17 protein-coding genes and 3 tRNA genes are annotated in these 23,775 nt (G+C 60.4%); 7 read left to right on the top strand and 13 right to left on the bottom strand.

Annotation, left to right across the window (positions count from 1 at the left end; all coding sequences use genetic code 11):
- Window positions 1–3: 3 nt before the first annotated feature.
- Both AC0J1C_RS07010 and AC0J1C_RS07005 read left to right on the top strand, forming a co-directional pair.
- Window positions 4–1,422, top strand: a complete 1,419-nt coding sequence (locus tag AC0J1C_RS07010) for a Y-family DNA polymerase (protein WP_473046186.1) — start codon at window positions 4–6, stop codon at window positions 1,420–1,422.
- Window positions 1,422–4,541 (top strand): error-prone DNA polymerase, encoded by a 3,120-nt coding sequence (locus AC0J1C_RS07005; RefSeq protein WP_473046184.1) that lies wholly within the window; start codon window positions 1,422–1,424, stop codon window positions 4,539–4,541. The genes AC0J1C_RS07010 and AC0J1C_RS07005 overlap by 1 nt, the downstream gene beginning before the upstream one ends.
- Before the next feature lie 224 nt (window positions 4,542–4,765).
- Here AC0J1C_RS07005 and AC0J1C_RS07000 read toward each other — a convergent pair whose 3' ends face one another.
- The 4 genes from AC0J1C_RS07000 to dbpA all read right to left on the bottom strand — a co-directional run bounded on the left by AC0J1C_RS07000 (window position 4,766) and on the right by dbpA (window position 9,795).
- Window positions 4,766–6,100 carry a sodium ion-translocating decarboxylase subunit beta gene (locus AC0J1C_RS07000; protein ID WP_375194072.1) on the bottom strand — a complete coding sequence of 445 codons (1,335 nt, stop codon included), beginning with the start codon at window positions 6,098–6,100 and terminating at the stop codon, window positions 4,766–4,768.
- Between the two features lie 13 nt (window positions 6,101–6,113).
- Complete coding sequence (gene oadA, locus AC0J1C_RS06995; protein WP_473046183.1) at window positions 6,114–7,901, bottom strand: sodium-extruding oxaloacetate decarboxylase subunit alpha; 1,788 nt, start codon at window positions 7,899–7,901, stop codon at window positions 6,114–6,116.
- Between the two features lie 41 nt (window positions 7,902–7,942).
- On the bottom strand, window positions 7,943–8,194 hold the full coding sequence (locus AC0J1C_RS06990; protein WP_091992420.1) for an OadG family protein: 252 nt from the start codon (window positions 8,192–8,194) through the stop codon (window positions 7,943–7,945).
- A 224-nt stretch (window positions 8,195–8,418) separates the two neighbouring features.
- Complete coding sequence (dbpA, locus tag AC0J1C_RS06985) at window positions 8,419–9,795, bottom strand: ATP-dependent RNA helicase DbpA (protein WP_473046181.1); 1,377 nt, start codon at window positions 9,793–9,795, stop codon at window positions 8,419–8,421.
- A gap of 117 nt (window positions 9,796–9,912) precedes the next feature.
- On the opposite strand from dbpA, the gene AC0J1C_RS06980 reads away from it, so the two are divergent.
- The gene (locus AC0J1C_RS06980; RefSeq protein ID WP_473046180.1) at window positions 9,913–10,449 is read left to right on the top strand and encodes a DUF2058 domain-containing protein; all 537 of its coding nucleotides are present in this window, start codon (window positions 9,913–9,915) and stop codon (window positions 10,447–10,449) included.
- Between the two features lie 43 nt (window positions 10,450–10,492).
- On the opposite strand, the gene AC0J1C_RS06975 is transcribed toward AC0J1C_RS06980, so the two are convergent.
- The 7 genes from AC0J1C_RS06975 to alaS form a co-directional block, all read right to left on the bottom strand.
- Window positions 10,493–10,684 (bottom strand): hypothetical protein, encoded by a 192-nt coding sequence (locus AC0J1C_RS06975; protein ID WP_473046179.1) that lies wholly within the window; start codon window positions 10,682–10,684, stop codon window positions 10,493–10,495.
- 199 nt (window positions 10,685–10,883) lie between these two features.
- Window positions 10,884–10,960, bottom strand: a tRNA-Arg gene (locus tag AC0J1C_RS06970).
- Window positions 10,961–10,986: 26 nt separating this feature from the next.
- Window positions 10,987–11,063: transfer RNA gene (locus AC0J1C_RS06965), tRNA-Arg, on the bottom strand.
- A gap of 61 nt (window positions 11,064–11,124) precedes the next feature.
- A tRNA-Ser gene (locus tag AC0J1C_RS06960) sits at window positions 11,125–11,215 on the bottom strand.
- A 126-nt stretch (window positions 11,216–11,341) separates the two neighbouring features.
- Entirely contained in the window at window positions 11,342–11,539 is a 198-nt protein-coding gene (gene csrA, locus AC0J1C_RS06955) for a carbon storage regulator CsrA (RefSeq protein ID WP_008172808.1), read from the bottom strand.
- A gap of 189 nt (window positions 11,540–11,728) precedes the next feature.
- Window positions 11,729–12,964 carry an aspartate kinase gene (locus AC0J1C_RS06950; RefSeq protein ID WP_375193621.1) on the bottom strand — a complete coding sequence of 412 codons (1,236 nt, stop codon included), beginning with the start codon at window positions 12,962–12,964 and terminating at the stop codon, window positions 11,729–11,731.
- A 105-nt stretch (window positions 12,965–13,069) separates the two neighbouring features.
- Window positions 13,070–15,700, bottom strand: a complete 2,631-nt coding sequence (alaS, locus tag AC0J1C_RS06945) for an alanine--tRNA ligase (protein ID WP_473046177.1) — start codon at window positions 15,698–15,700, stop codon at window positions 13,070–13,072.
- A 141-nt stretch (window positions 15,701–15,841) separates the two neighbouring features.
- Between alaS and AC0J1C_RS06940 the strand changes: the two genes are divergently transcribed.
- Complete coding sequence (locus tag AC0J1C_RS06940; protein ID WP_473046176.1) at window positions 15,842–16,414, top strand: RDD family protein; 573 nt, start codon at window positions 15,842–15,844, stop codon at window positions 16,412–16,414.
- Window positions 16,415–16,438: 24 nt separating this feature from the next.
- Here AC0J1C_RS06940 and lptG read toward each other — a convergent pair whose 3' ends face one another.
- The gene (gene lptG / locus AC0J1C_RS06935; protein WP_375193624.1) at window positions 16,439–17,500 is read right to left on the bottom strand and encodes an LPS export ABC transporter permease LptG; all 1,062 of its coding nucleotides are present in this window, start codon (window positions 17,498–17,500) and stop codon (window positions 16,439–16,441) included.
- The gene (gene lptF / locus AC0J1C_RS06930; protein ID WP_375193625.1) at window positions 17,487–18,596 is read right to left on the bottom strand and encodes an LPS export ABC transporter permease LptF; all 1,110 of its coding nucleotides are present in this window, start codon (window positions 18,594–18,596) and stop codon (window positions 17,487–17,489) included. The genes lptG and lptF overlap by 14 nt, the downstream gene beginning before the upstream one ends.
- A gap of 235 nt (window positions 18,597–18,831) precedes the next feature.
- Here lptF and AC0J1C_RS06925 point away from each other — a divergent pair, with 235 nt between their 5' ends.
- The 3 genes from AC0J1C_RS06925 to AC0J1C_RS06915 all read left to right on the top strand — a co-directional run bounded on the left by AC0J1C_RS06925 (window position 18,832) and on the right by AC0J1C_RS06915 (window position 23,775).
- Window positions 18,832–20,325 carry a leucyl aminopeptidase gene (locus tag AC0J1C_RS06925; protein WP_375193626.1) on the top strand — a complete coding sequence of 498 codons (1,494 nt, stop codon included), beginning with the start codon at window positions 18,832–18,834 and terminating at the stop codon, window positions 20,323–20,325.
- Complete coding sequence (locus AC0J1C_RS06920; protein ID WP_473046175.1) at window positions 20,312–20,839, top strand: DNA polymerase III subunit chi; 528 nt, start codon at window positions 20,312–20,314, stop codon at window positions 20,837–20,839. The genes AC0J1C_RS06925 and AC0J1C_RS06920 overlap by 14 nt, the downstream gene beginning before the upstream one ends.
- Before the next feature lie 83 nt (window positions 20,840–20,922).
- Window positions 20,923–23,775, top strand: coding sequence for a valine--tRNA ligase (locus AC0J1C_RS06915; protein ID WP_473046174.1), 2,853 nt, complete (start codon window positions 20,923–20,925; stop codon window positions 23,773–23,775).

The following is a 23,775-nucleotide window of genomic DNA, read 5'->3' as shown; positions in this document are numbered from 1 at the left end:
ACCATGCTCTGGCTGTATCTGCACTTTCCGCACCTGGTGCTGGACCACATTCGTCGCACCCGGGAAAACCAGGGCGCGCTGGTGATTGTGGAAGGGTCTGGCCAGAAGGTGGTTCAGGCCTGCCCCGAGGCAAGAAGCCTGGGTATCCGCAAGGGTATGCGCCTGAAAACCGCCATCAGCCTGGCGCCGGATCTCGGCATGGTGCGTTCCGACCATGCCCTTGAGGCGTCAATCCTGGAGGATCAGGCCCGCTGGCTGTACCGGTACGCCGCCCACATTGTGCTGGTACCGCCCGATGGCCTGCTGGCCGAAGTGGGCAGCCTGCAAAAGCTGTACGGCGGGCTGCCCGCCGTCTGGCAAACGGTGGAACAGGGGCTCAACGAGCGCCAGCTCAATGCCTGGATCGGTATTGCCCATACGCCCCTGGCTGCCCGCCTGATTGCCCGCGCCGGTAAAGGCGAGTGCACCGACGACAAAGGCCACATTCTCAGAACCCTGGGCCAGATGCCGCTTCTGGCCGCAGAATTCGATGAGAAGGCCTGCACACGGCTGCAACGCCTGGGCCTGAACACCCTGGGGGAAGTGTTCGGGTTACCAGTCAACGAACTGGCGCGGCGCCTGTCTCCGGAACTGCTGGCCTATATCCAGAAAATCCAGGGCACCCGGCCAGATCCGCGCTCCCCCTGGCAGCCGCCCCACTCGTTCCGGCAGCAGGCAGACTTTGTGCAGGAAATCGAGCATACCCAGGGGCTGCTGTTCCCGTTGCAGCGCATCCTGAATGAGCTGGAAGAGGATCTGTGCTGGCGCCAGCAGGATACCGACAGCCTGCGGCTGGTTCTTAGGCACCGGCACTCGGAACCCACCCGGCTGCAGATCCGCACCTCCGGGCCGGAGCATCGGGCCGAGCAGTTCCTCAATCTGATTCGTTTGCGGCTTGAGCAGCACGAGCTGCGGGCGCCGGTGATTGCCCTGGTGCTGTCGGTCAAACGCTTCCTCTCCAGGGAGGCGCCATCCGGGCAGGATCTGCTGGGCGAAACCCGGGATCTGAACGAGGCCTGGCATACCCTGATCAGCCGGTTGCAGGCCAGGCTTGGCGATCAGGCGCTCAGGCAGCTCTCGCCCCAGGCGGATCATCGTCCCGAACGGGCCTGGTCGGCCTCAGATGTCCTGCGCAAACCCCGAACCTCATCAGCGCCGGCGGTAGAGCTGCCAAGGCGCCCGCTGTGGTTGCTGAAAGGCCCGCAACCGCTCACCGAGGCACCCGTTGCCTGGTTTTCCGGGCCGGAACGCATCAGCGGCGGCTGGTGGGATGGCCAGCGGGTACATCGGGACTACTACATTGCCCAACTGACCAGCGGCCAGTTGGCCTGGGTCTTCCGGGATGCCCGGGAAGGCTGGTTTGTGCATGGATGGTTTGGCTGATGGCCGAACAGCCATACGCAGAACTGTTCTGCTTCAGCAATTTCACCTTCCTGACCGGCGCCTCACACCCCCACGAGCTGGCTGAGCGCGCCCACGAACTTGGCTATACCGCCCTGGCCATTACCGACGCCTGCTCGGTGGCGGGCATACCCCGGGCCTGGGCGGCGTTGGCAGAGAGCCCGGTCAAGCTCATTACCGGCAGCTGGTTCGAGCTTGCCGACGCGCCGCCGGGCGCCTGTGAGCCGCGCTTTATCCTTCTTGCCCGCACCCGCCAGGGCTACGGCCAACTCTGCCAGTTAATCACCACGGGCCGACGCCGGGCGGAGAAGGGTCAGTACCGCCTGTTCTATCGGGATATTGAAACCCACGCCCTGGACGACTGCCTGTGCCTGTGGCTGCCACCCTCGCCCACCGAGGCTGGCTCCGACCAGGCCCTGGCCTGCGGCGAGTGGCTGGGCCGCCTGTTTGACCCAAGGCTCTGGATCGGCGCCGCCCGCACCCTGGAATCCGGCGAGGAACAGCGCCTGGCCCGAATACACTGGCTGGCAGACCAGCTGCGCCTCCCGGTAGCCGCCGTGGGCGAGGTGCACATGCACAGCCGGGAACGTCAGCCTCTGCAGGACGTGCTGACCGCCCTGCGCAACCACACCAATCTGGAAAACGCCGGCCATTGCCTGTTCCAGAACGGTGAACGATACCTGCGGCCACTGCCGGTATTGCAACGGCTGTTCCCCCAAGCCTGGCTGAACGAAACCCTGGTAATTGCCCGGCAGTGCACCTTCGAGCCCGGCAGCCTGCGCTACGAATACCCGCCCGATCTGGTGCCCGAAGGCGAAACCCCGGCCGGCTATCTGCAGCGCCTGACCCGCGAGGGTGAACGCCGGCGCTATCCGGAGGGCACGCCACTGCAGGTGCAGAGCCTGATCCGCAAGGAACTGGGCCTGATCTCGGAAATGCAGTACGAGCACTACTTCCTCACCATCCACGACATCGTGGCATTCGCCCGCAGCCAGGGCATTCTCTGCCAGGGTCGGGGCTCGGCCGCCAACTCCGCGGTCTGCTACTGCCTGGGCATCACCGAGGTGAACCCGGCCAATGTAGAGTTGCTGTTCGAACGCTTTATCTCCAAAGACCGGAACGAGCCACCGGATATTGATGTGGATTTCGAGCACGAGCGCCGTGAGGAGGTTATCCAGTACATCTACCGGCGCTATACCCGCGAGCGCGCCGCCCTGGCCGCCACGGTGATCCGTTACCGACCAAAGAGCGCCATTCGCGATGTCGGCAAGGCCCTGGGCTTTGATCCCGCCCTGGTGGAACAGCTACTGGAAGGCATCGACTGGCGAGACAAGGCCACCAACTGGCGCCAGCAGATTCTCGACAAGAACATCACCCGCAACCCCCGGGTGGCCGACCAGTTCTTTACCCTGGTCAATACCCTGCTGGGCTTTCCCCGGCACCTGTCCCAGCATGTGGGCGGCTTTGTGATCAGCGCCGGGCCACTGGCCGAACTGGTACCGGTGGAGAACGCCGCCATGGCCGATCGCACCGTTATCCAGTGGGACAAGGACGATCTCGAGAGCCTGGGCCTGATGAAGGTGGATGTGCTCGCCCTCGGCATGCTGTCTGCCATTCGCAAGGCGCTGGAGCTGATCAGCGAGGAAAAGGGCCAGACCTTCCGGATACAGGATGTGCCCCAGGAGGACCGGGCCACCTACGCCATGCTCCAGAAAGGCGACAGCATCGGCGTATTCCAGGTGGAATCCCGGGCCCAGATCAACATGCTGCCGCGCCTGAAGCCGGAAACCTACTACGACCTGGTGATCGAAGTGGCCATTGTGCGCCCCGGCCCCATCCAGGGCGACATGGTGCATCCGTACCTGCGCCGCAAACACGGCCTGGAGCCGGTAGACTACCCCAACGATGCCGTGCGCAAGGTGCTGGAACGCACCCTGGGCGTGCCCATTTTCCAGGAACAGGTGATCAAACTGGCCATGGTGGCCGCGGGCTTCTCTGCCGGCGAGGCTGACCAGCTGCGCCGGGCCATGGCCGCCTGGAAATCCCACGGCGACCTGACCCCGTTCCGGGAAAAGCTGGTGTCCGGCATGCTCGAACGTGGCCACGATGCCGACTTCGCCGAACGCCTGTACCAGCAGATCTGCGGTTTTGGCGGCTACGGCTTCCCGGAATCCCACGCCGCGAGCTTTGCCCTGCTGGTGTATGTGTCGGCCTGGATCAAACGGCACTACCCGGCCGCCTTCTACTGCGCCCTGCTCAACAGCCAGCCCATGGGGTTCTATTCGCCCTCACAGCTGGTACAGGACGCCCGTCGCCATAACGTGGCCGTACTGCCACCAGACGTGAACGCCAGCCAATGGGATCATACCCTGGAAGGCGAAACACGCCACCTGCGCCTGGGCCTGAGAATCATCCAGGGCCTGTCCGCCAGCGGCGCCGAACGTATCCACCAGAACCGGCCGGCGGGCGGCTATCGCTCCGCCGGCGAACTGCGCCGCCTGGCCGCCTTGAACCAGCGGGACGTGGAACTGCTCGCCGGCGCCAACGCCATGCCGGGCTTCACCGCCAACCGCCACCAGGCCTACTGGCAACTGCTCGACCACGAACAGCCCACCGAACTGTTTGCCGAAGACCCCGCGGTGGATTACCAACCCGAGGGGTGTCCACAGCTGCCGGAACCATCCGAAGGCCAGAACGTACTGGCCGACTACGCCAGCCAGGGCCTCACCCTCCAGCGCCACCCCCTCGCCCTGCTCCGGGAACAGGGCCACCTCCGCTTCTGCCTCACCTCCGAACAACTCAAAAGCACCAAAGCCGGCATCCCCGTCCAGGTCGCCGGTCTCGTCACCGGCCGCCAACGCCCCGGCTCCGCCTCCGGCGTCACCTTCGTCACCCTTGAAGACGAAACCGGCAACGTAAACGTGGTGGTCTGGCTGGAAACCGCACGGCGGCAACGAAAGCCATTACTGACTGCCCGGCTGTTACACGTGAAGGGAGTACTGGAGAGAGAGGGAGATATTGTGCATGTGATGGCAGGGAAACTGTCGGACCTGAGCCATCTGATTAACTCATTACCGATCAGTTCGAGAGATTTTCATTAACTCGCTAATTAGAGAGCGATAACTCCGAGCATTACAGAGTGGATGTGGGGCCTCCTTTCAGGAATGTCGGAGGCCATGGATGGCCGGAGTCAAGCGCACATGGATGTGCTCGTAGCGGTTCCTGAAAGGAGGCCCCACATCCGCTCAAACTCCAGAACTATCAGTCTTATAAAACAAGAAAACCCCGCACAAAGGCGGGGTTTCCTCAAAGCAGCGGTAAATGATCAGCTCAACAGCTTGATCATCACACCCGCAGCCACCGCAGAGCCAATAACGCCGGCCACGTTCGGGCCCATGGCGTGCATCAGCAGGAAGTTCTGCGGGTTGGCTTCCAGGCCGACCTTGTTGGAGACCCGGGCCGCCATTGGCACCGCGGATACACCGGCAGAACCGATCAACGGGTTGATCTGCTCCTTGCTCATCTTGTTCATCAGCTTCGCCATCAGAACACCGCAGGCGGTGCCGATACCGAAGGCCACGATGCCCAGGCCCAGGATACCCAGAGTCTGGGCATCCAGGAACTTGTCGGCCATCAGCTTGGAGCCAACGGACAAGCCCAGGAAAATGGTGGTGATGTTGATCAGCGCGTTCTGGGCGGTATCGCTCAGACGCTCCACCACGCCACATTCACGCAGCAGGTTACCGAAGCAGAACATACCCAGCAGCGGCGCCGCATCTGGCAGGAACAGAACCACCGCAATCAGTACAACCAGCGGGAAGGCAATCTTCTCGCGCTTGCTGACCGGACGCAGCTGGGTCATCTTGATCTTGCGCTCTTCCGGAGAGGTCAGCGCCTTCATGATCGGCGGCTGGATCATCGGCACCATTGCCATGTAGGCATAGGCGGAAACCGCAATCGCACCCAGCAGATGCGGAGCCAGAACACTGGCCACGTAGATGGACGTGGGGCCGTCAGCGCCGCCGATGATACCGATCGCTGCCGCTTCCAGGATGTTGAACTCCAGGACACCGGTCCAGTCCAGCAGGGCCGCACCCAGCACGGTTCCAAAGATACCGAACTGAGCGGCCGCACCCAGGAGCATGGTCTTGGGGTTGGCCAGCAACGGACCGAAGTCGGTCATTGCGCCCACGCCCATGAAGATCACCAGAGGCCCGATGGTGCTGCCGATAACCACCGAGTAGAAGTTGTAGAGCATGCCGTTGCCGTAACCGAAGTCCTGGGCAATGGAGTTGGCCATTGCCATTTCGGAATAGCTGGCCTCTTTCACCGCTACCTTGAAGGCTTCCTTAAGCTCGGGCGTTACCGCCTGCCCGGCCTGGTACGCCACGTCCAGCGGCGCCGCCAGCGCGGCCAGAATCTCGGCCGTGCCGTTCTTCAGGGCAAAGTGAATGGCATTCTCAGCCGCAGTCAGGGCAAGCCCTGCCTCCGGAATATTCGCCAGGATACCGCCGAACCCGATGGGTACCAGCAGCAACGGCTCAAACCCCTTACGAATCGCAAGGAACAGAAGAAGAAGGCCGATGGCAATCATGATTACCTGGCCGATCTCTATGTTGAACAGGCCACTGCCTGTCCAGAGCGTCATTAGTTTATCCATGGAATGCTGGCCCTTATGCGATTGTCAGCATTTCATCATCAGGAGAGACGGCATCACCGACCTTGATGAAGACTTCGCCGATGGTACCGGCCTTCGGTGCGCGAACCTCGGTTTCCATCTTCATGGCTTCGAGGATAATCAGCACATCGCCCTCTTCAACGGTATCACCCGGTGAAACCAGAACCTTGAAGATGTTGCCGCCCAGAGGCGCAACCACTGGCTCACCCTCACCGGCAGCAGGAGCCGGAGCGGAAGACGCCGCAGGTGCGGAGGCAGCGCCGCCTTCACCCTGGATCTGGCTGATCTCACCACCCTCGGAAACGGCCACCACGTACTTCTTGCCGTTGACTTCCACGGTGTAGGTTTCAGGGCCGGAAGCCTTCTTGGCCGGGGCAGCGTCCTCTTCGCTCGGAACCGGTTCGAACGCGTCCGGATTGTTCCGATTCTCGAGGAACTTCAGGCCAATCTGCGGGAACAGTGCGTAGGTCAGCACGTCGTCCTCGAGGTTGTCGGCCAGCTTGATGCCCTTCTCGTCCGCCAGCTTCTTCAGCTCGTCGGTCAGCTTGTCCATTTCCGGCTCAAGCAGGTCCGCCGGGCGACAGGTCACAGGCTCTTTGCCATCCAGAACACGCTCCTGCAGCTCCTTGTTGAACGGGGCCGGCGCAGCGCCGTACTCGCCCTTCAGGATCGCGGAGGTTTCCTTGGAAATGGACTTGTAACGCTCGCCCGTCAGCACGTTCAGTACCGCCTGGGTACCAACGATCTGGGAGGTGGGCGTTACCAGCGGGATGTAACCGAGGTCTTCACGAACCTTCGGAATCTCAGCCAGCACGTCGTCGAACTTGTCGATGGCATTCTGTTCTTTCAGTTGGTTTTCCATGTTGGTCAGCATGCCACCCGGCACCTGGGCAATCAGGATGCGGGAATCGGTGCCACGCAGGCTGCCTTCGAAGCGCGCGTACTTCCGGCGTACCTTGCGGAAGTAGCTGGCGATTTCTTCCAGCAGGTTCAGATCCAGGCCGGTGTCACGGTCAGTGCCTTCCAGGATCGCAACCACCGCCTCGGTGGGCGAATGGCCGTAGGTCATGCTCATGGAGGAGATGGCAGTGTCGACGTTGTCGATACCGGCTTCCGCCGCCTTGATGGCAGTGGCAGTGGACATGCCGGTGGTGGCGTGGCACTGCATGTGGATCGGGATATCCAGCTCTTTCTTCAGCCGGCTGACCAGCTCGTAAGCCACGTAGGGCTTGAGGATGCCCGCCATGTCCTTGATGGCGATGGAATCGGCGCCCATGGAGGCGACTTCCTTGGCCATGTCCACCCACATGTCGATGGTGTGCACGGGGCTGGTGGTGTAGGCGATGGTGCCCTGGGCATGCTTGCCGGTTTTGCGCACGGCCTTGATGGCGCGATCCAGGTTACGCGGATCGTTCATGGCGTCAAAAATACGGAACACGTCTACGCCGTTCTCGGCGGCGCGCTCACAGAAACGGTCTACCACATCGTCGGCGTAGTGCCGGTAACCCAGGAGGTTCTGGCCACGCAGGAGCATCTGCTGCTGGGTGTTGGGCATGGCCTTTTTCAGTTCGCGAATGCGCTCCCAGGGATCTTCGCCGAGGTAACGGATGCAGGAGTCAAAGGTAGCTCCACCCCAGGATTCCAGAGACCAGAAACCGACCTTGTCGAGTTTCTCGGCAATGGGCAGCATGTCATCAAGCCGCATACGGGTGGCAAGCAGGGACTGGTGGGCGTCACGCAGGATAACGTCCGTAATCCCCAGCGGTTTCTTTGTGTCAGTCATCGTGTCAGCCTTCTGTTTAAAGGTTCTAGTCTTTTACCGGTTCACTTCTTGTGGCGGGACCGGAATTGTGCAATCGCCTTCTTGATGGCCTCGGCGGTGTCAGGGTCAACCGACGCGGGCGCCTTCGGCTTGGCACGTGGCGTTTTGGCCGGGGTTGCCGGCTCCTCTGGAGCAAACCGCAGGATGAGTTTGGACATCAGGCCGGTTGCGAACACCAGAATAATCAGGAACACAAACACAAAGCCCATACCCGCAATCATCAGATCGACGGCTTGTGACATCAGGTCATTCATATCGAACAGCTACCTGTATTGATTTAGGTTTCTCCGGAACTTGCGCGGCCTGACCAGTTAGACTAAGGTCTAATGCTCTGGCCGAACGAATTCCGTCGGCAAAATCCTGCGTAATTTACCGTTTTAGCTGCTCAGGGGCAACCTGAATGCAAAATGCTATACGGAGTTTCCGAGTGTCGAGGCCCAAAATGACACCCGGGCAACGCAGCCGTATCAGGGCTTATTCAGGCATATCGAACACGCATTTTTCGTCCCTTCACCCGACCGCTATCGAGCCTGGAAAGCGCCCTGGCAGCCTGGGATTTTTCCACTGCCACAAAGCACTGGTGATCAAACAGATCAATCTTGCCGACCGCTGATCCGGCAATACCGGCCTCGCCGGTTAAGGCACCGAGCACGTCCCCCGGACGCAACTTGTCCTTCCGGCCAGCCGCAATGCAAAGGGTTCTCATGGCCGGCGTTACGGGGCGAGTGGGCGTTGCCAACAGCGCTTCGGTATCGCCCCAAACCACGCTGCGACCGCGCTCGGCCTCAATACGGCTGATTTTAAGGCCCTGGGCGGGCGTACAGAAGGTAATGGCATGCCCCTGCTCCCCGGCCCTGCCGGTGCGACCAATGCGGTGGGTGTGCACCTCGGGATCGCGGGCAGGATCGGCGTTGACCACCAGCGGTAACGACTTGATATCCAGTCCCCGGGCGGCAACGTCGGTGGCCACGAGAATGGAGCAGCTCTGATTGCCGAAGCGCACCAGCACACTGTCCCGATCTTTCTGCTCCAGATCCCCGTGCAGGGCCAGCGCAGAAAACCCCCGCTCTCCCAACTCGGTCGCAAGCTCATCGCAGTGTTGTTTGGTGGTGCAAAACACAATACAGGACTCCGGCTGACGCTCGGACAACAGCGCCACCACCGCATCCGTTCTCGAGGATGGCGACACCTCGTAGAAGAGTTCTTCGATATCCGGGTTGTCACCGCCGCCTTCCTGCGCCCGCACATCCAGAGGATCCTTCTGATACTGGCGGCTCAGGTCACGGATGGCGGCCGGCCAGGTGGCCGAGAACATCAGTGTCTGACGCGTATGCGGCGTCTGCGACAATATGTCTTCCATCGCCTCCTGAAACCCCATGTCGAGCATCCGGTCGGCTTCATCAAGCACCACCGTTTTCAGCCGCTCAAGGGACAAGGTCTGCTTGCGCAAATGGTCCTGAATCCGGCCCGGGGTTCCAACCACCACGTGGGCGCCGTGACTCAGGGAACCAATCTGAGGGCCGATTGGAACGCCACCGCAGAGCGTCAGCACCTTGATATTCTCCCGGGCCCGGGCCAACTCTCTGATCGCCTTGGCCACCTGATCCGCCAGCTCACGCGTTGGGCACAACACCAGGGCCTGCACCGCGAACAACTTGGGGTTCAGCCGCTCAACGAGGCTGATACCAAACGCCGCGGTTTTGCCACTGCCAGTTTTCGCCATGGCAATCACATCCCGGCCCGAGAGCCCCGGCCGGATGGCTTTTGCCTGGATTTCTGTAGGCGTTTCAAAGCCCAGATGAGCGAGGTTGGTGAGCATGGCGGGCGAGAGGCCAAAGTCATTGAAAGAAGACATAGAAGCAAATTCCGGAATCAGCACTAAGCTGGCTATGAAGGCGAGTTTGAGGGCGTATAATGGTGCGCGTCTGGCCGCAAGAATACCAGAATCCGACACGAAAGAACGGAGCAACTGATGCCATCCCTGCAGGATCAACTACTCAAAGCCGGCCTCGCCGACGAGAAAAAAGCCAAGGCCATTCGCAGCGAAAAACGCAAGCAGCGCAAGCAGCAACCCAAGGGCACCGTCCAGGAAAGCGAGGCGGAGATTCGGGCGCGCAAGGCCCGCGAGGAAAAGGCGGAGCGCGATCGCCAGCTAAACCTCGAGCGGCAGAAGGCCGCTGAGAAAAAAGCCATTCAGGCCCAGATCAGGCAGTTGGTGGAAACCAATCGGTTGGATCGAAGCCGCGGTGAAACTTCCTACCAGTTTGTTCATGACAAGAAGATCAAGAAAATCTTCGTGGACGACACCATGGTTGATCAGCTCTCACGCGGTCGCCTGGCTATTGTCTTCGTGAACGATCAATACGAGATTGTGGCCGAGGCAGTGGCGCGGAAGATCATGGAACGGGATGAAAGCGCCGTGGTTGTCCTGCACGATCGCAAGGCCGATGACGCTGGCGAGGACGACCCTTACGCCGGCTATGAAATTCCTGATGACCTGATGTGGTAATGGAATAGCGGGCGCCCCGGTTCAAATCGGAGCGCCCGGACGCTCAGTGCAACCCGTGGCGATCAAAAATCTCGCGCACCTCGCGCTCTGTCTCCTCCGGAACAATGACCTTGACCAGTTTGGCCTCTTCATCCAGGTAGATATTGTCTCGTGGAATGCCGGTGGCAATCAGGTCATCCCAGGTGTTTTTCGCCTGGTCGTGGTTATCGTAAGAGCCATTGATGGTTTTGTTCATAGCACGACTCCTTCTTTCCGATAATAAATGTCCCTGCATTTATAAGCGTAGGATCGAAGGCACGGGCTGTGCAAATATTGATCAGCCCAAAATTGACCGGGAGCAATTGAACCTCTTATCGGCTCAAATCATCCCAGCTATACAAAGCAAAACGCCTCAGCCTGTGGGGTACACAAACTGAGGCGTCTTGATCTTTATTTGGCGCGGCTGGGAGGATTCGAACCTCCGACCGCCTGGTTCGTAGCCAGGTACTCTATCCAGCTGAGCTACAGCCGCTTGAAACTGATTGCAGTGTCGATCGATGGCGCGGCTGGGAGGATTCGAACCTCCGACCGCCTGGTTCGTAGCCAGGTACTCTATCCAGCTGAGCTACAGCCGCACATTGATCGATTGCAGTGGCCGAATGCTAATTCAGCCTGTCTCCTTTCCCGGGAGGGAAATGGCGGAGAGGGAGGGATTCGAACCCTCGATACGCGCAATGCGTATGGTTCCTTAGCAGGGAACTGGTTTCAGCCACTCACCCACCTCTCCTTGAGAACGGGGCGTATACTACCATAATTTTTCTGTTTTCATAGGGTTGACACGAGATTTTTCAGTCCCGCCTGGCCCGCCCATCAAAAAAGCCGTTCAGGTTTCCCATGAACGGCTTTCGGTCTTTCAGCTGTTGCCGGGTTCCGGCTCTTCAGAGCCTTTTTCCGACTGAATTCGCTGATAGATCTCTTCACGATGTACCGCAACTTCCTTCGGGGCATTAACGCCAATGCGTACCTGATTGCCCTTTACTCCAAGAACGGTGACGGTGATGTCGTCGCCGACCATCAGAGTTTCGCCAACACGGCGAGTCAAAATCAACATATCCCTTACTCCCTATCCAGAGCTACCTGTTCCGAAAAAAATCATTGTTTCTACTTTTTTTGCTTTTATAGTGAGAACTCAGGCTGTGCAAAAGAAGCACATTCCCTTATACGGACACTAATCTCCATAAGCTCAGCCAATGGTTCTCTTTCTTCTTGAGCCCCGCAAACCGACCTGACGTTTGCGTTTTCAGGCTTCTTCCACCCCGGGCTTGTCGAGTTCAAAAGCACTGTGCAGTGCGCGAACCGCAAGCTCAAGATATTTCTCATCAATCACCACGGAAATCTTGATTTCCGAGGTGGAGATCATCTGAATGTTGATGCCTTCGTTGGACAGGGCACCGAACATCTTGGTGGCAACACCCGCGTGGGAGCGCATGCCTACACCAACAATACTGACCTTGGCGATTTTGCTGTCACCAGCCACTTCACCAGCCCCCAATTCGCTGGCCACGCCTTCCAGCACGCCTTTGGCCCGCTTGAAGTCGTTACGGTGAACGGTAAACGTGAACGCGGTTTTGTTATCCTCGCCCACGTTCTGGACAATCATGTCCACCTCGATGTTGGCATCACTCACCGGCTTGAGAATGCGCAGCGCGCTGCCCGGCGTATCGGGCACACCGGATATGGTCAGTTTGGCTTCATCGCGGTTAAAAGCAATGCCGGAAACAACCGGTTGTTCCATGGCGTTTTCATCCTCAAGAGTAATCAGGGTGCCCTCGCCTTCCTGGAAGCTGGAAAGAACCCTCAGTGGAACGTTGTACTTGCCTGCAAATTCAACGGAACGAATCTGGAGCACTTTGGAACCCAGGCTCGCCATCTCAAGCATTTCTTCAAAGGTAATGCGATCCAGCCGCCGCGCGCTGTCCACCACCCGGGGATCGGTGGTATAGACACCGTCCACATCGGTGTAGATCTGGCATTCATCGGCTTTCAATGCAGCCGCCAGCGCCACCGCAGTAGTATCTGACCCACCCCGTCCGAGCGTGGTGATGTTGCCGTTGTCATCAATACCCTGAAAACCGGCGACGACAACCACACGGCCAGCGTCCAGATCCTCACGCATGCGCTGTTCATCAATCTGCTTGATACGCGCTTTGGTATGACTGCTGTCGGTCACAATCCGCACTTGCGCCCCGGTGTAGGAACGGGCTTCACAACCCCGTTTCTGCAATGCCATGGACAGCAAGGCAATGGTGACCTGCTCGCCGGTTGAAACCAGCACGTCCATTTCACGGGGAGTGGGCTCCTCCATGATCTGGTTTGCCAGCGCAATCAGCCGGTTGGTCTCGCCGCTCATGGCGGAGACAACCACCACCACATCGTGGCCTTCCCTGCGGAAACGGCACACCTTCTCGGCCACCGCCTCGATACGTTCGGTGGATCCCACCGAAGTACCACCAAATTTCTGAACCAACAGAGCCATTTTCGTCCAATATCCGGAAAAGGGAACTCACAGCGGGGCTCTGCCCCGCCACTCGACATAAACGGGCGGAATTATAAACTCCGGTCCGCCCGCAAAAACAGTTGCCTACGCGATATTTTTCTCGACCCAGGCCGGAACACCGGCCAGCGCCTCGGCCAGCTTGGAGGGGTCGCTGCCGCCGCCCTGGGCCATGTCCGGGCGACCGCCACCCTTGCCGCCCACCTGGGCGGCGAGGTGCTTCATCAGGTCGCCGGCCTTGATCTTGCCGGTGGCGGATTTGGTCACGCCGGCCACGAGGGTCACCTTGCCATCCTCAACACTGGCCAGCACAACCACGCCCTCGCCCAACTTGTTCTTCAACTGATCGGCGGTTTCCATCAGGGCCTTGCGGTCAGCGCCTTCAAGTTCCGAAGCCACCACCTTCAGGCCGCCCACTTCTACTGCCGATGCCGCCAGGTCGCTGCCGGCTGAGCTTGCCAGCTTGGCCTTCAGGGCGTCGATGTCTTTTTCAAGCTGGCGATTGCGATCCAGGGTCTGCTGTACTTTCTCAACCACGGACTCGCGGGTGGCTTTTACCAGACGTGCTGTCTCGCGCAGGGTGCGCTCGGTGCCCTCAATCCACTCGAGAGCGCCCAAACCGGTGACCGCTTCAATCCGACGTACGCCCGAGGAAATGCCACTTTCCGAGGTAATGCGGAACAGCCCGATATCCCCGGTGCGGCCAACGTGGGTGCCGCCACACAATTCCACCGAGTAGTTGTCGGTGCCCATGCTCAGCACACGAACCACATCGCCGTATTTCTCGCCGAACAATGCCATGGCGCCTTTCTTCTGCGCCTGCTCCATGTCGGTAATTTCCGTCTGTACCGGCGTGTTCTCGAGGATCTGCTCGTTCACCTGGCGCTCGATTTCACGCAACTGTTCCGGCGTTACGGCCTCGAAGTGAGAGAAGTCAAAGCGCAGTTTGTCCGGGTCTACCAAGGAGCCTTTCTGGGTGACATGCTCACCGAGCACCTTGCGCAGCGCCGCGTGCAGCAGATGTGTCGCCGAGTGATTGCGCTTGGTGCGTTCCCGACGACGATGGTCGATGCGCGCATCCACTTCCAGGCCCGGGAACAGCTCGCCCTCGATCAGCGTACCCAGGTGCAGGTGGTTGTCACCTTCCTTACGGGTATCGGTTACCTGGAAACGGCCGCCGCTCCAGGTCAGAAGACCGGTATCGCCCACCTGGCCACCGGATTCGGCATAGAACGGCGTGCGCTCGAGAACCACCACCGCTTCGTCGCCGGCTTCGGCGGTTTTCTCTTCGCCATTGACGATAACGGCGCGAATCTTCTCGTGGCCATCAATGTGTTCGTAGCCGGTGAACTCGGTCTTGCCCTCGATCCGCAGGCCTTCAGCGTTGTAGTCAATTCCGAACTTGCTGGCCGCGCGGGCGCGCTCGCGCTGGGCTTCCATCGCCTTTTCGTAGCCCTCGTAATCCAGCGTCAGGCCGCGCTCGCGGGCGATGTCGTTGGTCAGGTCTACGGGGAAGCCGTAAGTATCGTACAGGGTGAAGATGGTCTCGCCCGGAATCTCGGTGCCCTTGAGCTCGGCAATGTCCTGTTCGAGCAGGCGCAGGCCTTTGTCGAGGGTCTTGGCAAACTGCTCCTCTTCCTGCAACAGCACCTTCTCGATCTGGGTGCGGCTGCTGACCAGCTGCGGGTAGGCCTCACCCATCAGTTCCACCAGCGCACCGGTCAGCTTGTAGAAGAACGGGCCGGTAGCGCCCAGTTTGTTGCCATGACGGGCCGCCCGGCGAATGATCCGGCGCAGCACGAATCCGCGGCCTTCATTAGAGGGCATCACGCCGTCGGCGATCAGGAAGGCACAGGAGCGGATATGGTCAGCCACCACCCGCAACGAGGCCTCGGTGGTTGCCGCACCACCCAGAACCGACGACGCTGCCGCCAGCAGGTCCTGGAACAGGTCGATTTCGTAGTTGCTGTGCACGCCCTGCAACACCGCGGTGATGCGCTCAAGACCCATGCCGGTATCCACGGAAGGCTTGGGCAGTTTCATCATCTCGCCGTCAGCCGTGCGGTTGTACTGCATGAATACAACGTTCCAGATCTCGATGTAGCGGTCACCGTCTTCCTCAGGCGAACCGGGAGGGCCACCGGCCACGTCTGGACCGTGGTCGTAGAAAATCTCGGTACAGGGTCCGCAAGGGCCGGTATCGCCCATCTGCCAGAAGTTGTCCGAGGCGTAGCGGGCCCCCTTGTTGTCACCGATGCGCACGATGCGGTCGGCTGGCACGCCGATTTCCTTGTTCCAGATGTCGTAGGCTTCGTCGTCTTCGGCGTACACCGTTACCCAGAGCTTTTCCTGGGGCAACGCCAGCCATTCCTTGCCAGTGAGGAAAGTCCAGGCATAGTTGATCGCTTCGCGCTTGAAGTAGTCGCCGAAGCTGAAGTTGCCCAGCATTTCGAAGAAGGTGTGATGGCGGGCGGTGTAACCCACATTCTCAAGGTCGTTGTGCTTGCCGCCGGCGCGGACACACTTCTGTGAGGTGGTCGCCCGGTTGTAATCGCGCTCTTCGCGACCAAGGAACACGTCCTTGAACTGGTTCATCCCGGCATTCGTGAACAGCAATGTCGGGTCATCCGCAGGTACCAGGGAACTGCTGGGAACGATGGTATGACCTTGCTGTTTGAAGTAATCCAGGAACGCCTGACGCAATTCTGCGGTTTTCATAGCCCTTTGATACCTTTCCAGAAACCCGCCGGTAAAAACGCCGGGTCCGCGATTGAACACGAATACTTACATGCCTGTGCAAATCCGCTACTCTAGCACACGCCGAGAACAGGAAAAACGTGAAACATCACAGGAGAATCCATGCCCCGACGCTTCCATGACGCCGAGGAACTGCTTCCCCCCGCCACTGCTCTGAAGCGGGCCCTGGCCATTATTTACGACGGCCTGATCAGCATTGCCGTCCTTCTGGTCGCCACCTGGGCCTACACCATCGTAGCGGGCTGGATCACCGGCTGGGAACGCTACGAACAGATGGCCGAAGCGGGCCAGATCTCCGGCGATCCCGGCCTTACCTTCACCCTGTTCCTGGTGCTCTACCTGTTCTTCGCCTATTTCTGGACCCGCATAGGCCAGACCCTGGGCATGCAGGTGTGGCGGGTAAGAATCGAGAACCTGGACGGAACGTCCGTGAGCTGGACACAGGCTCTGAAGCGCTACATCACGGCAGCCGCCGTGTTGTTCCTGACGCTGCTGGCAAGTTACTACGTCGGCGCCGTTACGCTGCTGGTTTCCATCCCCGCCATCATTGCCCTTTTCTACCCCATCAACGGCCTGTCAGTGACCGATCGGTTATCGGGGAGCGTAGTGGTTGCCGTGCCCAGGGAAACGGCCAACAAGAAGCACGGCGTGGACAAGACGCCCAAAACCGGATGATCGAGTCCTGACTTGCTGACGCGGTCAGCCTGCCCGTCGCATCAGCAAGGCGCCGGCCACTGCGCTTATGGCGATCGGTATCAGCACCGCCAGCATCGGGTTAAAACCGTAGACCAGCGACATGGGGCCAAGCAGATCCTGCATGTATTTGAACAGCAGGCCTACCAGCAGCCCTGTGAACACCCGGAAGCCCATGGTAACGGAGCGCAGCGGGCCGAAAATGAAAGAAATGGCCACCAGCACCATCACCGCCGTTCCCAGCGGCATCAACGCCTTTTTCCAGAACGCCAGCCAGTAGGGCGCGGCATTCAGGCGCTGCTCGTCCAGATAGGACGCATAGGTGTAGAGGCCGGTCATGGAGAGGTTTTCCGGCTTCACGATCAGAACGCTCAACACGCTCGGCGACAGCCCGGTTTGCCAGCGCTCGCTCGGTGAGGTTTCCCGAACCGTGCGGGACTCCTCCAGGCGCGTGGTGCGAACGTTCTCCAGAAGCCAGTGGTCGCCCTGGTAGATGGCCCGACGGGCAAAGCTGGCCGACACCATCTGCCTCTGATCATCGAACCGGAAGCGGGAGATGCCATGGAGCACGCCGTTGGGCTGAACCGCGTTCAGGTGAATGTAGACATTGCCTTCCTTGTGCCAGACCCCGGAAGCCGATGCCACGTTACTCCCGGCACCCAACGCCACCGCCTTGTCGCTCTGGGCAACCCGCTCGGCCGGTGGCGCCACGTACTCACCGATCAGAACACCGAGAATCACCACCAGCAGAGCCGGCTTCATGGCAGACCAGACAATACGCCGCAGGGACACACCGGCCGCGCGGATGACAGTGAGCTCCGAGGAACTGGCCATGGAGCCCAGCCCCACCAGACAGCCCATGAACGCCCCGAGGGGCAGGTAGTCGTAGATCCGTCGGGGCAGTGTCATCACGACATACCAGAGCGCCTGGAGGGTCTGGTAATCGTTCCGGGTATCCTCAAGCTCGGCGATGAACGCGAAGATCAGGTCCAGTGACAGCACCACCACCATCACCAGGAACATCGCACCGCCGACCGTGCGCATGACATAACCGTCAATCCGGCGCATGGGCAGCCCCCTCCCTGGTCAGTCGGCGGCGATACAGCCAGGCCGGACCAAACTGCAGCCAGAGCCCGAACGCAAGGAACAGCGCGTGCACCCAGAGCATGCCAACCCACTCCGGGACCTTGCCCTCGGCCAGCCAGTCACGGGCAACAATCAGCAGACCCAGATAGGTGATGTAGACGAGCATCGCCGGAAGCAGGTGGAAGAACCGCCCCTGCCTGGGGTTCACCCGGCTGAGTCGCACGGCTAGCAAGGTGACCACCGGTACAATGAGAGGCAGTGACAGTCGCCAGTGCAGCAGTGCCCGATCTTCCGGACGATCCGACTGCATCAGGCTCCAGGTGCTGGTGCCCTCCTCCAGTTCCCGGGTGCCGGCCTGTCCGCTTTCGATCTTCAGCCCGTAGGCTTCGAAATCGATGGTGGTGTAATCCAGCTCACCCGCTGCGCCCTCAAATCGGCCGCCGTCTTCCAGAATCAGGAACCGGCTGCCGGTTTCCGGATCCACCAGCTGGGAGCCGGACTCGGCGGTAATGATGGTCAGCCCCTTGCCGTCCTCGGCATACTCGGCAATGAACACGCCCTGTAACTGGCGTTTGTCCTCGCTCAGCCCCTCCGTGTAGGTAACACGCCCCCCGGAGGAAAAGTCCTGAAACCGGCCCGGCGCCAGCATCTCGAATTCCGTTGCCTTGCGCTGCTCGTTGAAAATTTTCTCTACCTGGCTCATGCCCCAGGGGGAGATGTACAGACTCATGGCACCGACAACGATCATCACCGGCAGGCTACCCAGGAGCGTTTTGCCAAGAAGTGCCCGATCACTGACGCCACAGGCAAAAAGCACGGTCATCTCGCTTTCGAGATACATGCGCCCGTAAGCGAGCAGAATGCCAATAAACAGCCCGAGCGGAAGAATCAGTTCAAGAAACCCCGGAAACCGGTAAGCCATGATTTCGAACAGAACGCCGGCCGAAATACTTCCCTGCGCCGCGCTGTCCAGATACTTCAGGAAACGGCCACTCATGAACACCAGCAGCAGAATGCCGGAAACAGCAATCATACTGACCATGATCTGGCGTATCAGATAGCGGAATATAATGCTCAAATCGGACTCTCTGGCCGTGGGCGTTGCATGTGATGGCTACCGGGAACTGCGCGTATTCTATGTAACCTTTTAGCCGAATGACAGAGCGCTGGGCACGTCAGACCACCGGGCCGGGCGTTGGCACCGCGCCGATCGCTTGATAATGTTCCCGCCAGCCCCAATGCTAGACTAGATCAGATTCCCCAACGATTCCGCCAGTGGCGGAGCGTCGACAGAACAACCAACAGGAGTTGCCATGAATTTCAGCCTGAGCAGTAAAGCCATTGTCAGCACCAAAGCCGACTGCCTCGTGGTCGGCTTGCCCGAGAAAGGCACCTGGCCAGAATCCACTGTGCAGGCCGACGAAGCTCTGGGCGGGCTGATCAAAGCGCTCCAGAAAGCGGGCGACCTGTCCGGCAAGAACGCCAACACGGCGACAGTCCCCCTCAAGGATCAGCCCTGGAGCCGCCTGCTGGTGGTGGGCACCGGCAAGGACAACGACCGCACGCCGGCCAACTATCGAAAGGCCCTGATCGCCATGATGGGCGCACTCAAGGATGGCCCCTCGAAGAGCGCGTTGATTGCCCTGGCCGATACCCCGGTCACTGGCGAGGACGCCGTAAGCTCAGAGGCGGCCCGCCTGAACCTTATTGGTCGGGTACTGGAAGACCAGCTGTACCTGTTCAGCGAGTTCAAGAGTGAAAAGCCTGCGGCACGCAAGCTGAACAAAGTGGTGGTTGCGGCCTCGGGCGCTGGCAAAGCGCTGAAGGACGCCTTCAACCTCGGCCTGGCCACAGGTCGGGGCATGAATTTCACTCGGGATCTGGGCAACACACCGCCTAACGTATGCCATCCGGAATGGCTGGCCGAGCAGGCCCGGAAAATGGCCAAGGACTACGACACCATCAAGACCGAAGTGCTTGATGAAAAACAGATGGAAAAGCTGGGCATGAACACCATTCTCGCTGTGGGCAAGGGCAGTACCCAGCCGCCGCGGCTGATCGTGATGGAGTATCGGGGCGGCAAGCCGAAGGACAAGCCCCATGTGCTGGTTGGCAAAGGCATTACCTTCGACACCGGCGGCATCAGCCTGAAGCCCGGCGAAGCCATGGACGAAATGAAGTACGACATGGGCGGCTCTGCCAGCGTCTTCGGTGCCATGAAAGTGCTGGCTGAAACCAAACCGAAGATAAACGTGGTGGCGGTCATCGCGGCCGCCGAAAACATGCCAGACGGCGGCGCCTCCCGCCCTGGCGACATTGTCACCACTCTCTCCGGCATGACGGTCGAGATTCTCAACACCGACGCCGAAGGCCGACTGGTGCTGTGCGACGCCCTCACCTACGTGAAAAAATTCGACCCGGCGGCGGTTATTGATCTGGCCACGCTCACCGGTGCCTGCATCATTGCCCTGGGCAACCACGCCACCGGCCTGCTCGCCAACAACGACGAGCTGGCCAACGAGCTGCTGGCTGCCGGCGAGCGCGCCGGCGACCGGGCCTGGCGCCTGCCGCTGTGGGACGAATACCAGAGCCAGCTCGACAGCAACTTCGCCGACATGGCCAACATCGGCGGCCGGCCAGCAGGCACCATCACCGCGGCCTGCTTCCTGTCGCGATTTGCCAAGGACTACCGCTGGGCTCATCTCGACATCGCCGGCACCGCCTGGCACTCCGGCAAGGCCAAAGGCTCCTCCGGCCGCCCGGTACCCCTGCTGGTCGACTACCTGATGTCCCATGCCGGAAAATAACCCGGCCACTATCGACGGGCAGAACAACCCGGAACCCGGCAGCGCTGCTGCCGGGGCGCCCGGGCAGGACGACCGCAACCAGCGCTACTGGTTCCACATTCTTGCCCAGGGCACACCCGCCGCCCGCAACCTGCACGCCGCCAAACTGGTCGAAAAGGCCTTCCACCAGGGCGACCGCGTGTGCATTATCTGCGACACCATGCAACACGCTGAGGAACTGGACGACCTGCTCTGGAACTTCAGTCCTGATGCCTTCATTCCTCACAGCATCGTCCCGGATTCCGCCACCACCTGCACAGACCCCGTCGGCATCCTGCTGTGCCCGCCAGTGGCCGAAGACTGGGACACCGTCATCATCCTCTCGGCCACCCTGCCGGCAGACGCAGACCGATTCAAACGCCTGGCCCTGGTTGCCCATAACGATCCCAATGTCCTGAACCAGGCCCGGTCGCATTTCAAGCAGTTACGGGCATTAGGGATTGAGCCGCGGGTGCATGACCAGAGAAAGCGTTAGGTTCGCCGCAAACCGGGCGACCATGTATAATCGAGCGTCTCAATTTTCCCTTGTGAATCAACCAACGGTCACTGCAGAACCCCATGGAAAAAACCTACCAGCCAGAAAACATCGAGCGCCAGTGGTACGAGAACTGGGAGTCCAAAGGTTACTTCCGCCCCAGCGGCGAAGGTGAGTCCTACAGCATCGCCATACCCCCGCCCAACGTCACCGGCAGCCTGCACATGGGCCACGCGTTCCAGCACACCATCATGGACACCCTCACCCGCTTCAAGCGCATGCAGGGTCGCAACGCGTTGTGGACCGTTGGTACCGACCACGCAGGCATCGCCACCCAGATGGTGGTCGAGCGCAAACTGGCCGCTGAAGAAGACAAAACCCGCCATGACCTGGGGCGGGAAGAGTTCATCAAGCGCATCTGGGACTGGAAAGAACACTCCGGCGGCACCATCACCCGCCAGATCCGCCGCCTTGGCAATTCCGTGGATTGGGACAACGAACGCTTCACCATGGACGACGGCTTCTACAAGGCCGTTCAGGAAGTGTTCATCCGCCTGTACGACGAGGGCCTGGTGTATCGCGGCAAGCGCCTGGTGAACTGGGACCCGAAACTGCACACCGCCATTTCCGACCTGGAAGTGGAAAACAAGGAAGAGAAAGGCTTTTTCTGGCATCTGCGCTACCCGCTGGCTGACGGCGTGCAGACCAAAGACGGCAAGGATTACCTGGTGGTGGCAACCACCCGCCCGGAAACCATGCTGGGCGACACCGCCGTGGCCGTTCACCCGGACGACGAACGCTACCAGCACCTGATCGGCAAGCACGTAATGCTGCCGCTGGTGAACCGCCGCATTCCCATCGTGGCCGACCACCATGCCGATCCCGAGAAAGGTTCCGGCTGTGTGAAGATCACGCCGGCCCATGACTTCAACGACTACGCCGTGGGCAAGCGCAACAACCTGCCCATGATTAACGTCATGACCCAGGATGCCAACATCCGCGCCGTGGCCGAAGTGTTCAACGCCGACGGCACCGAAAACACCGAGCTTGATGGCACCCTGCCCGACGCCTACGCCGGCCTGACCCGCGAGGCCGCCCGCAAGCAGATCGTGGCCGACATGGAAGCCGAGGGCCTGGTGGAGAACATCGAAGACCATGTGCTCAGCGTTCCCCGGGGTGATCGCTCTGGCCTGATCATCGAGCCCATGCTGACCGACCAGTGGTTCGCCGACGCCAAGACCCTGGCCAAGCCCGCCATCGAGGCCGTCGAAGATGGCCGTATCCAGTTCGTGCCCAGGCAGTACGAGAACATGTACTTTGCCTGGATGCGGGACATCCAGGACTGGTGTATCTCCCGTCAGCTGTGGTGGGGCCACCGGATTCCGGCCTGGTACGACGCCGACGGCAACATCTACGTGGGTCGCAGCGAGGAAGAAGTGCGCCAGAAGCATAATCTGGCCGCGGACGTTGCCCTGGAGCAGGACGAAGACGTTCTGGATACCTGGTTCAGCTCAGCCCTCTGGACCTTCGGAACCTTGGGATGGCCGGAGATTACCGAGCGCCTGAAAACCTTCCACCCGACCGATGTGCTGGTCACCGGCTTCGACATCATCTTCTTCTGGGTTGCCCGGATGATCATGATGACCATGCACTTCATGAAAAACGAAGACGGCACACCCCAGGTGCCCTTCCACACCGTGTACGTCACCGGCCTGATCCGGGACGAGCACGGCGACAAGATGTCCAAGTCCAAGGGCAACGTTATTGATCCGCTCGACATGATCGACGGCATCAGCCTGGACGACCTGCTGGAGAAGCGCACCGGCAACCTGATGCAGCCCAAGCTGGCCGAGAAGATCGGCAAGCGCACCAAGAAAGAGTTCCCCGAGGGCATTGCAGCCCACGGCACCGACGCCCTCCGGTTCACCCTGGCGGCCATGGCCACTACCGGCCGTGACATCAACTGGGACATGAAGCGCCTTGAGGGCTATCGCAATTTCTGCAACAAGCTGTGGAACGCCGCCCGCTATGTGCTCATGAACACCGAAGGCGAGGACTGCGGCGTTAATGACGAGCCGGTGGAGCTTTCCCTGGCCGACCGCTGGATTATCAGTGAGCTGCAGAACTGCGAGCAGCAGGTCATTCGCCATCTGGACCAGTATCGTTTTGATCTGGCCGCCTACGCCCTGTACGAGTTCATCTGGAACGAGTATTGCGACTGGTACCTGGAGCTGTCCAAGCCGGCGCTGAACGACGACAGCGCCAGCGCCGAAGCCAAGCGTGGCACCCGTCGCACTCTGGTTCGGGTACTCGAAGCGGTGTTGCGACTGGCACACCCGATCATGCCCTTCATCACCGAAGAAATCTGGCAACGGATCGCGCCCCTGGCTGGCAAGGCCGGCGACAGCATCATGCTGCAGCCGTTCCCGCAGCCGGATGAAAGCAAACAGGACGCCAGCGTTACCGCCGACATCGAGTGGCTCAAGGGCGTGATCGTGGCGGTTCGTAACATCCGGGGCGAGATGAATATCTCTCCGGCGAAAAAGATTCCGGTGCTGCTGCGGGGCAAAGACGCGGAGGACCAGCGCCGGATGAACGACAACCGCCAGTTCCTGATCTCCCTGGCCAAGCTCGAGAGCCTGGAGTGGTTCGATGGCGGCAAGGCCCCCATGTCGGCCACCCAGCTGGTGGGCGAGATGGAAGTGCTGGTGCCCATGGCCGGCCTGATCGACAAAGACGCCGAGCTCAAGCGCCTGGACAAGGAACTGGAGCGCCTGCAGAAGGAAATCGGCCGCCTGGAAGGCAAGCTGGGTAACGAGAAGTTCACCGCCAACGCCCCGGCCGACGTGGTTGAAAAGGAGCAGGAAAAACTCCGGGACGCCCAGAGCAGCCAGGCCCGCCTGAGCCAGCAAAGGGCCGACATCGAGGCCATGTAA

It is taken from the genome of Marinobacter sp. E2 (genome assembly GCF_055755345.1).
Note: the sequence above shows the minus strand (reverse complement) of the source record. Positions and strands in the feature narration are given on the sequence as shown.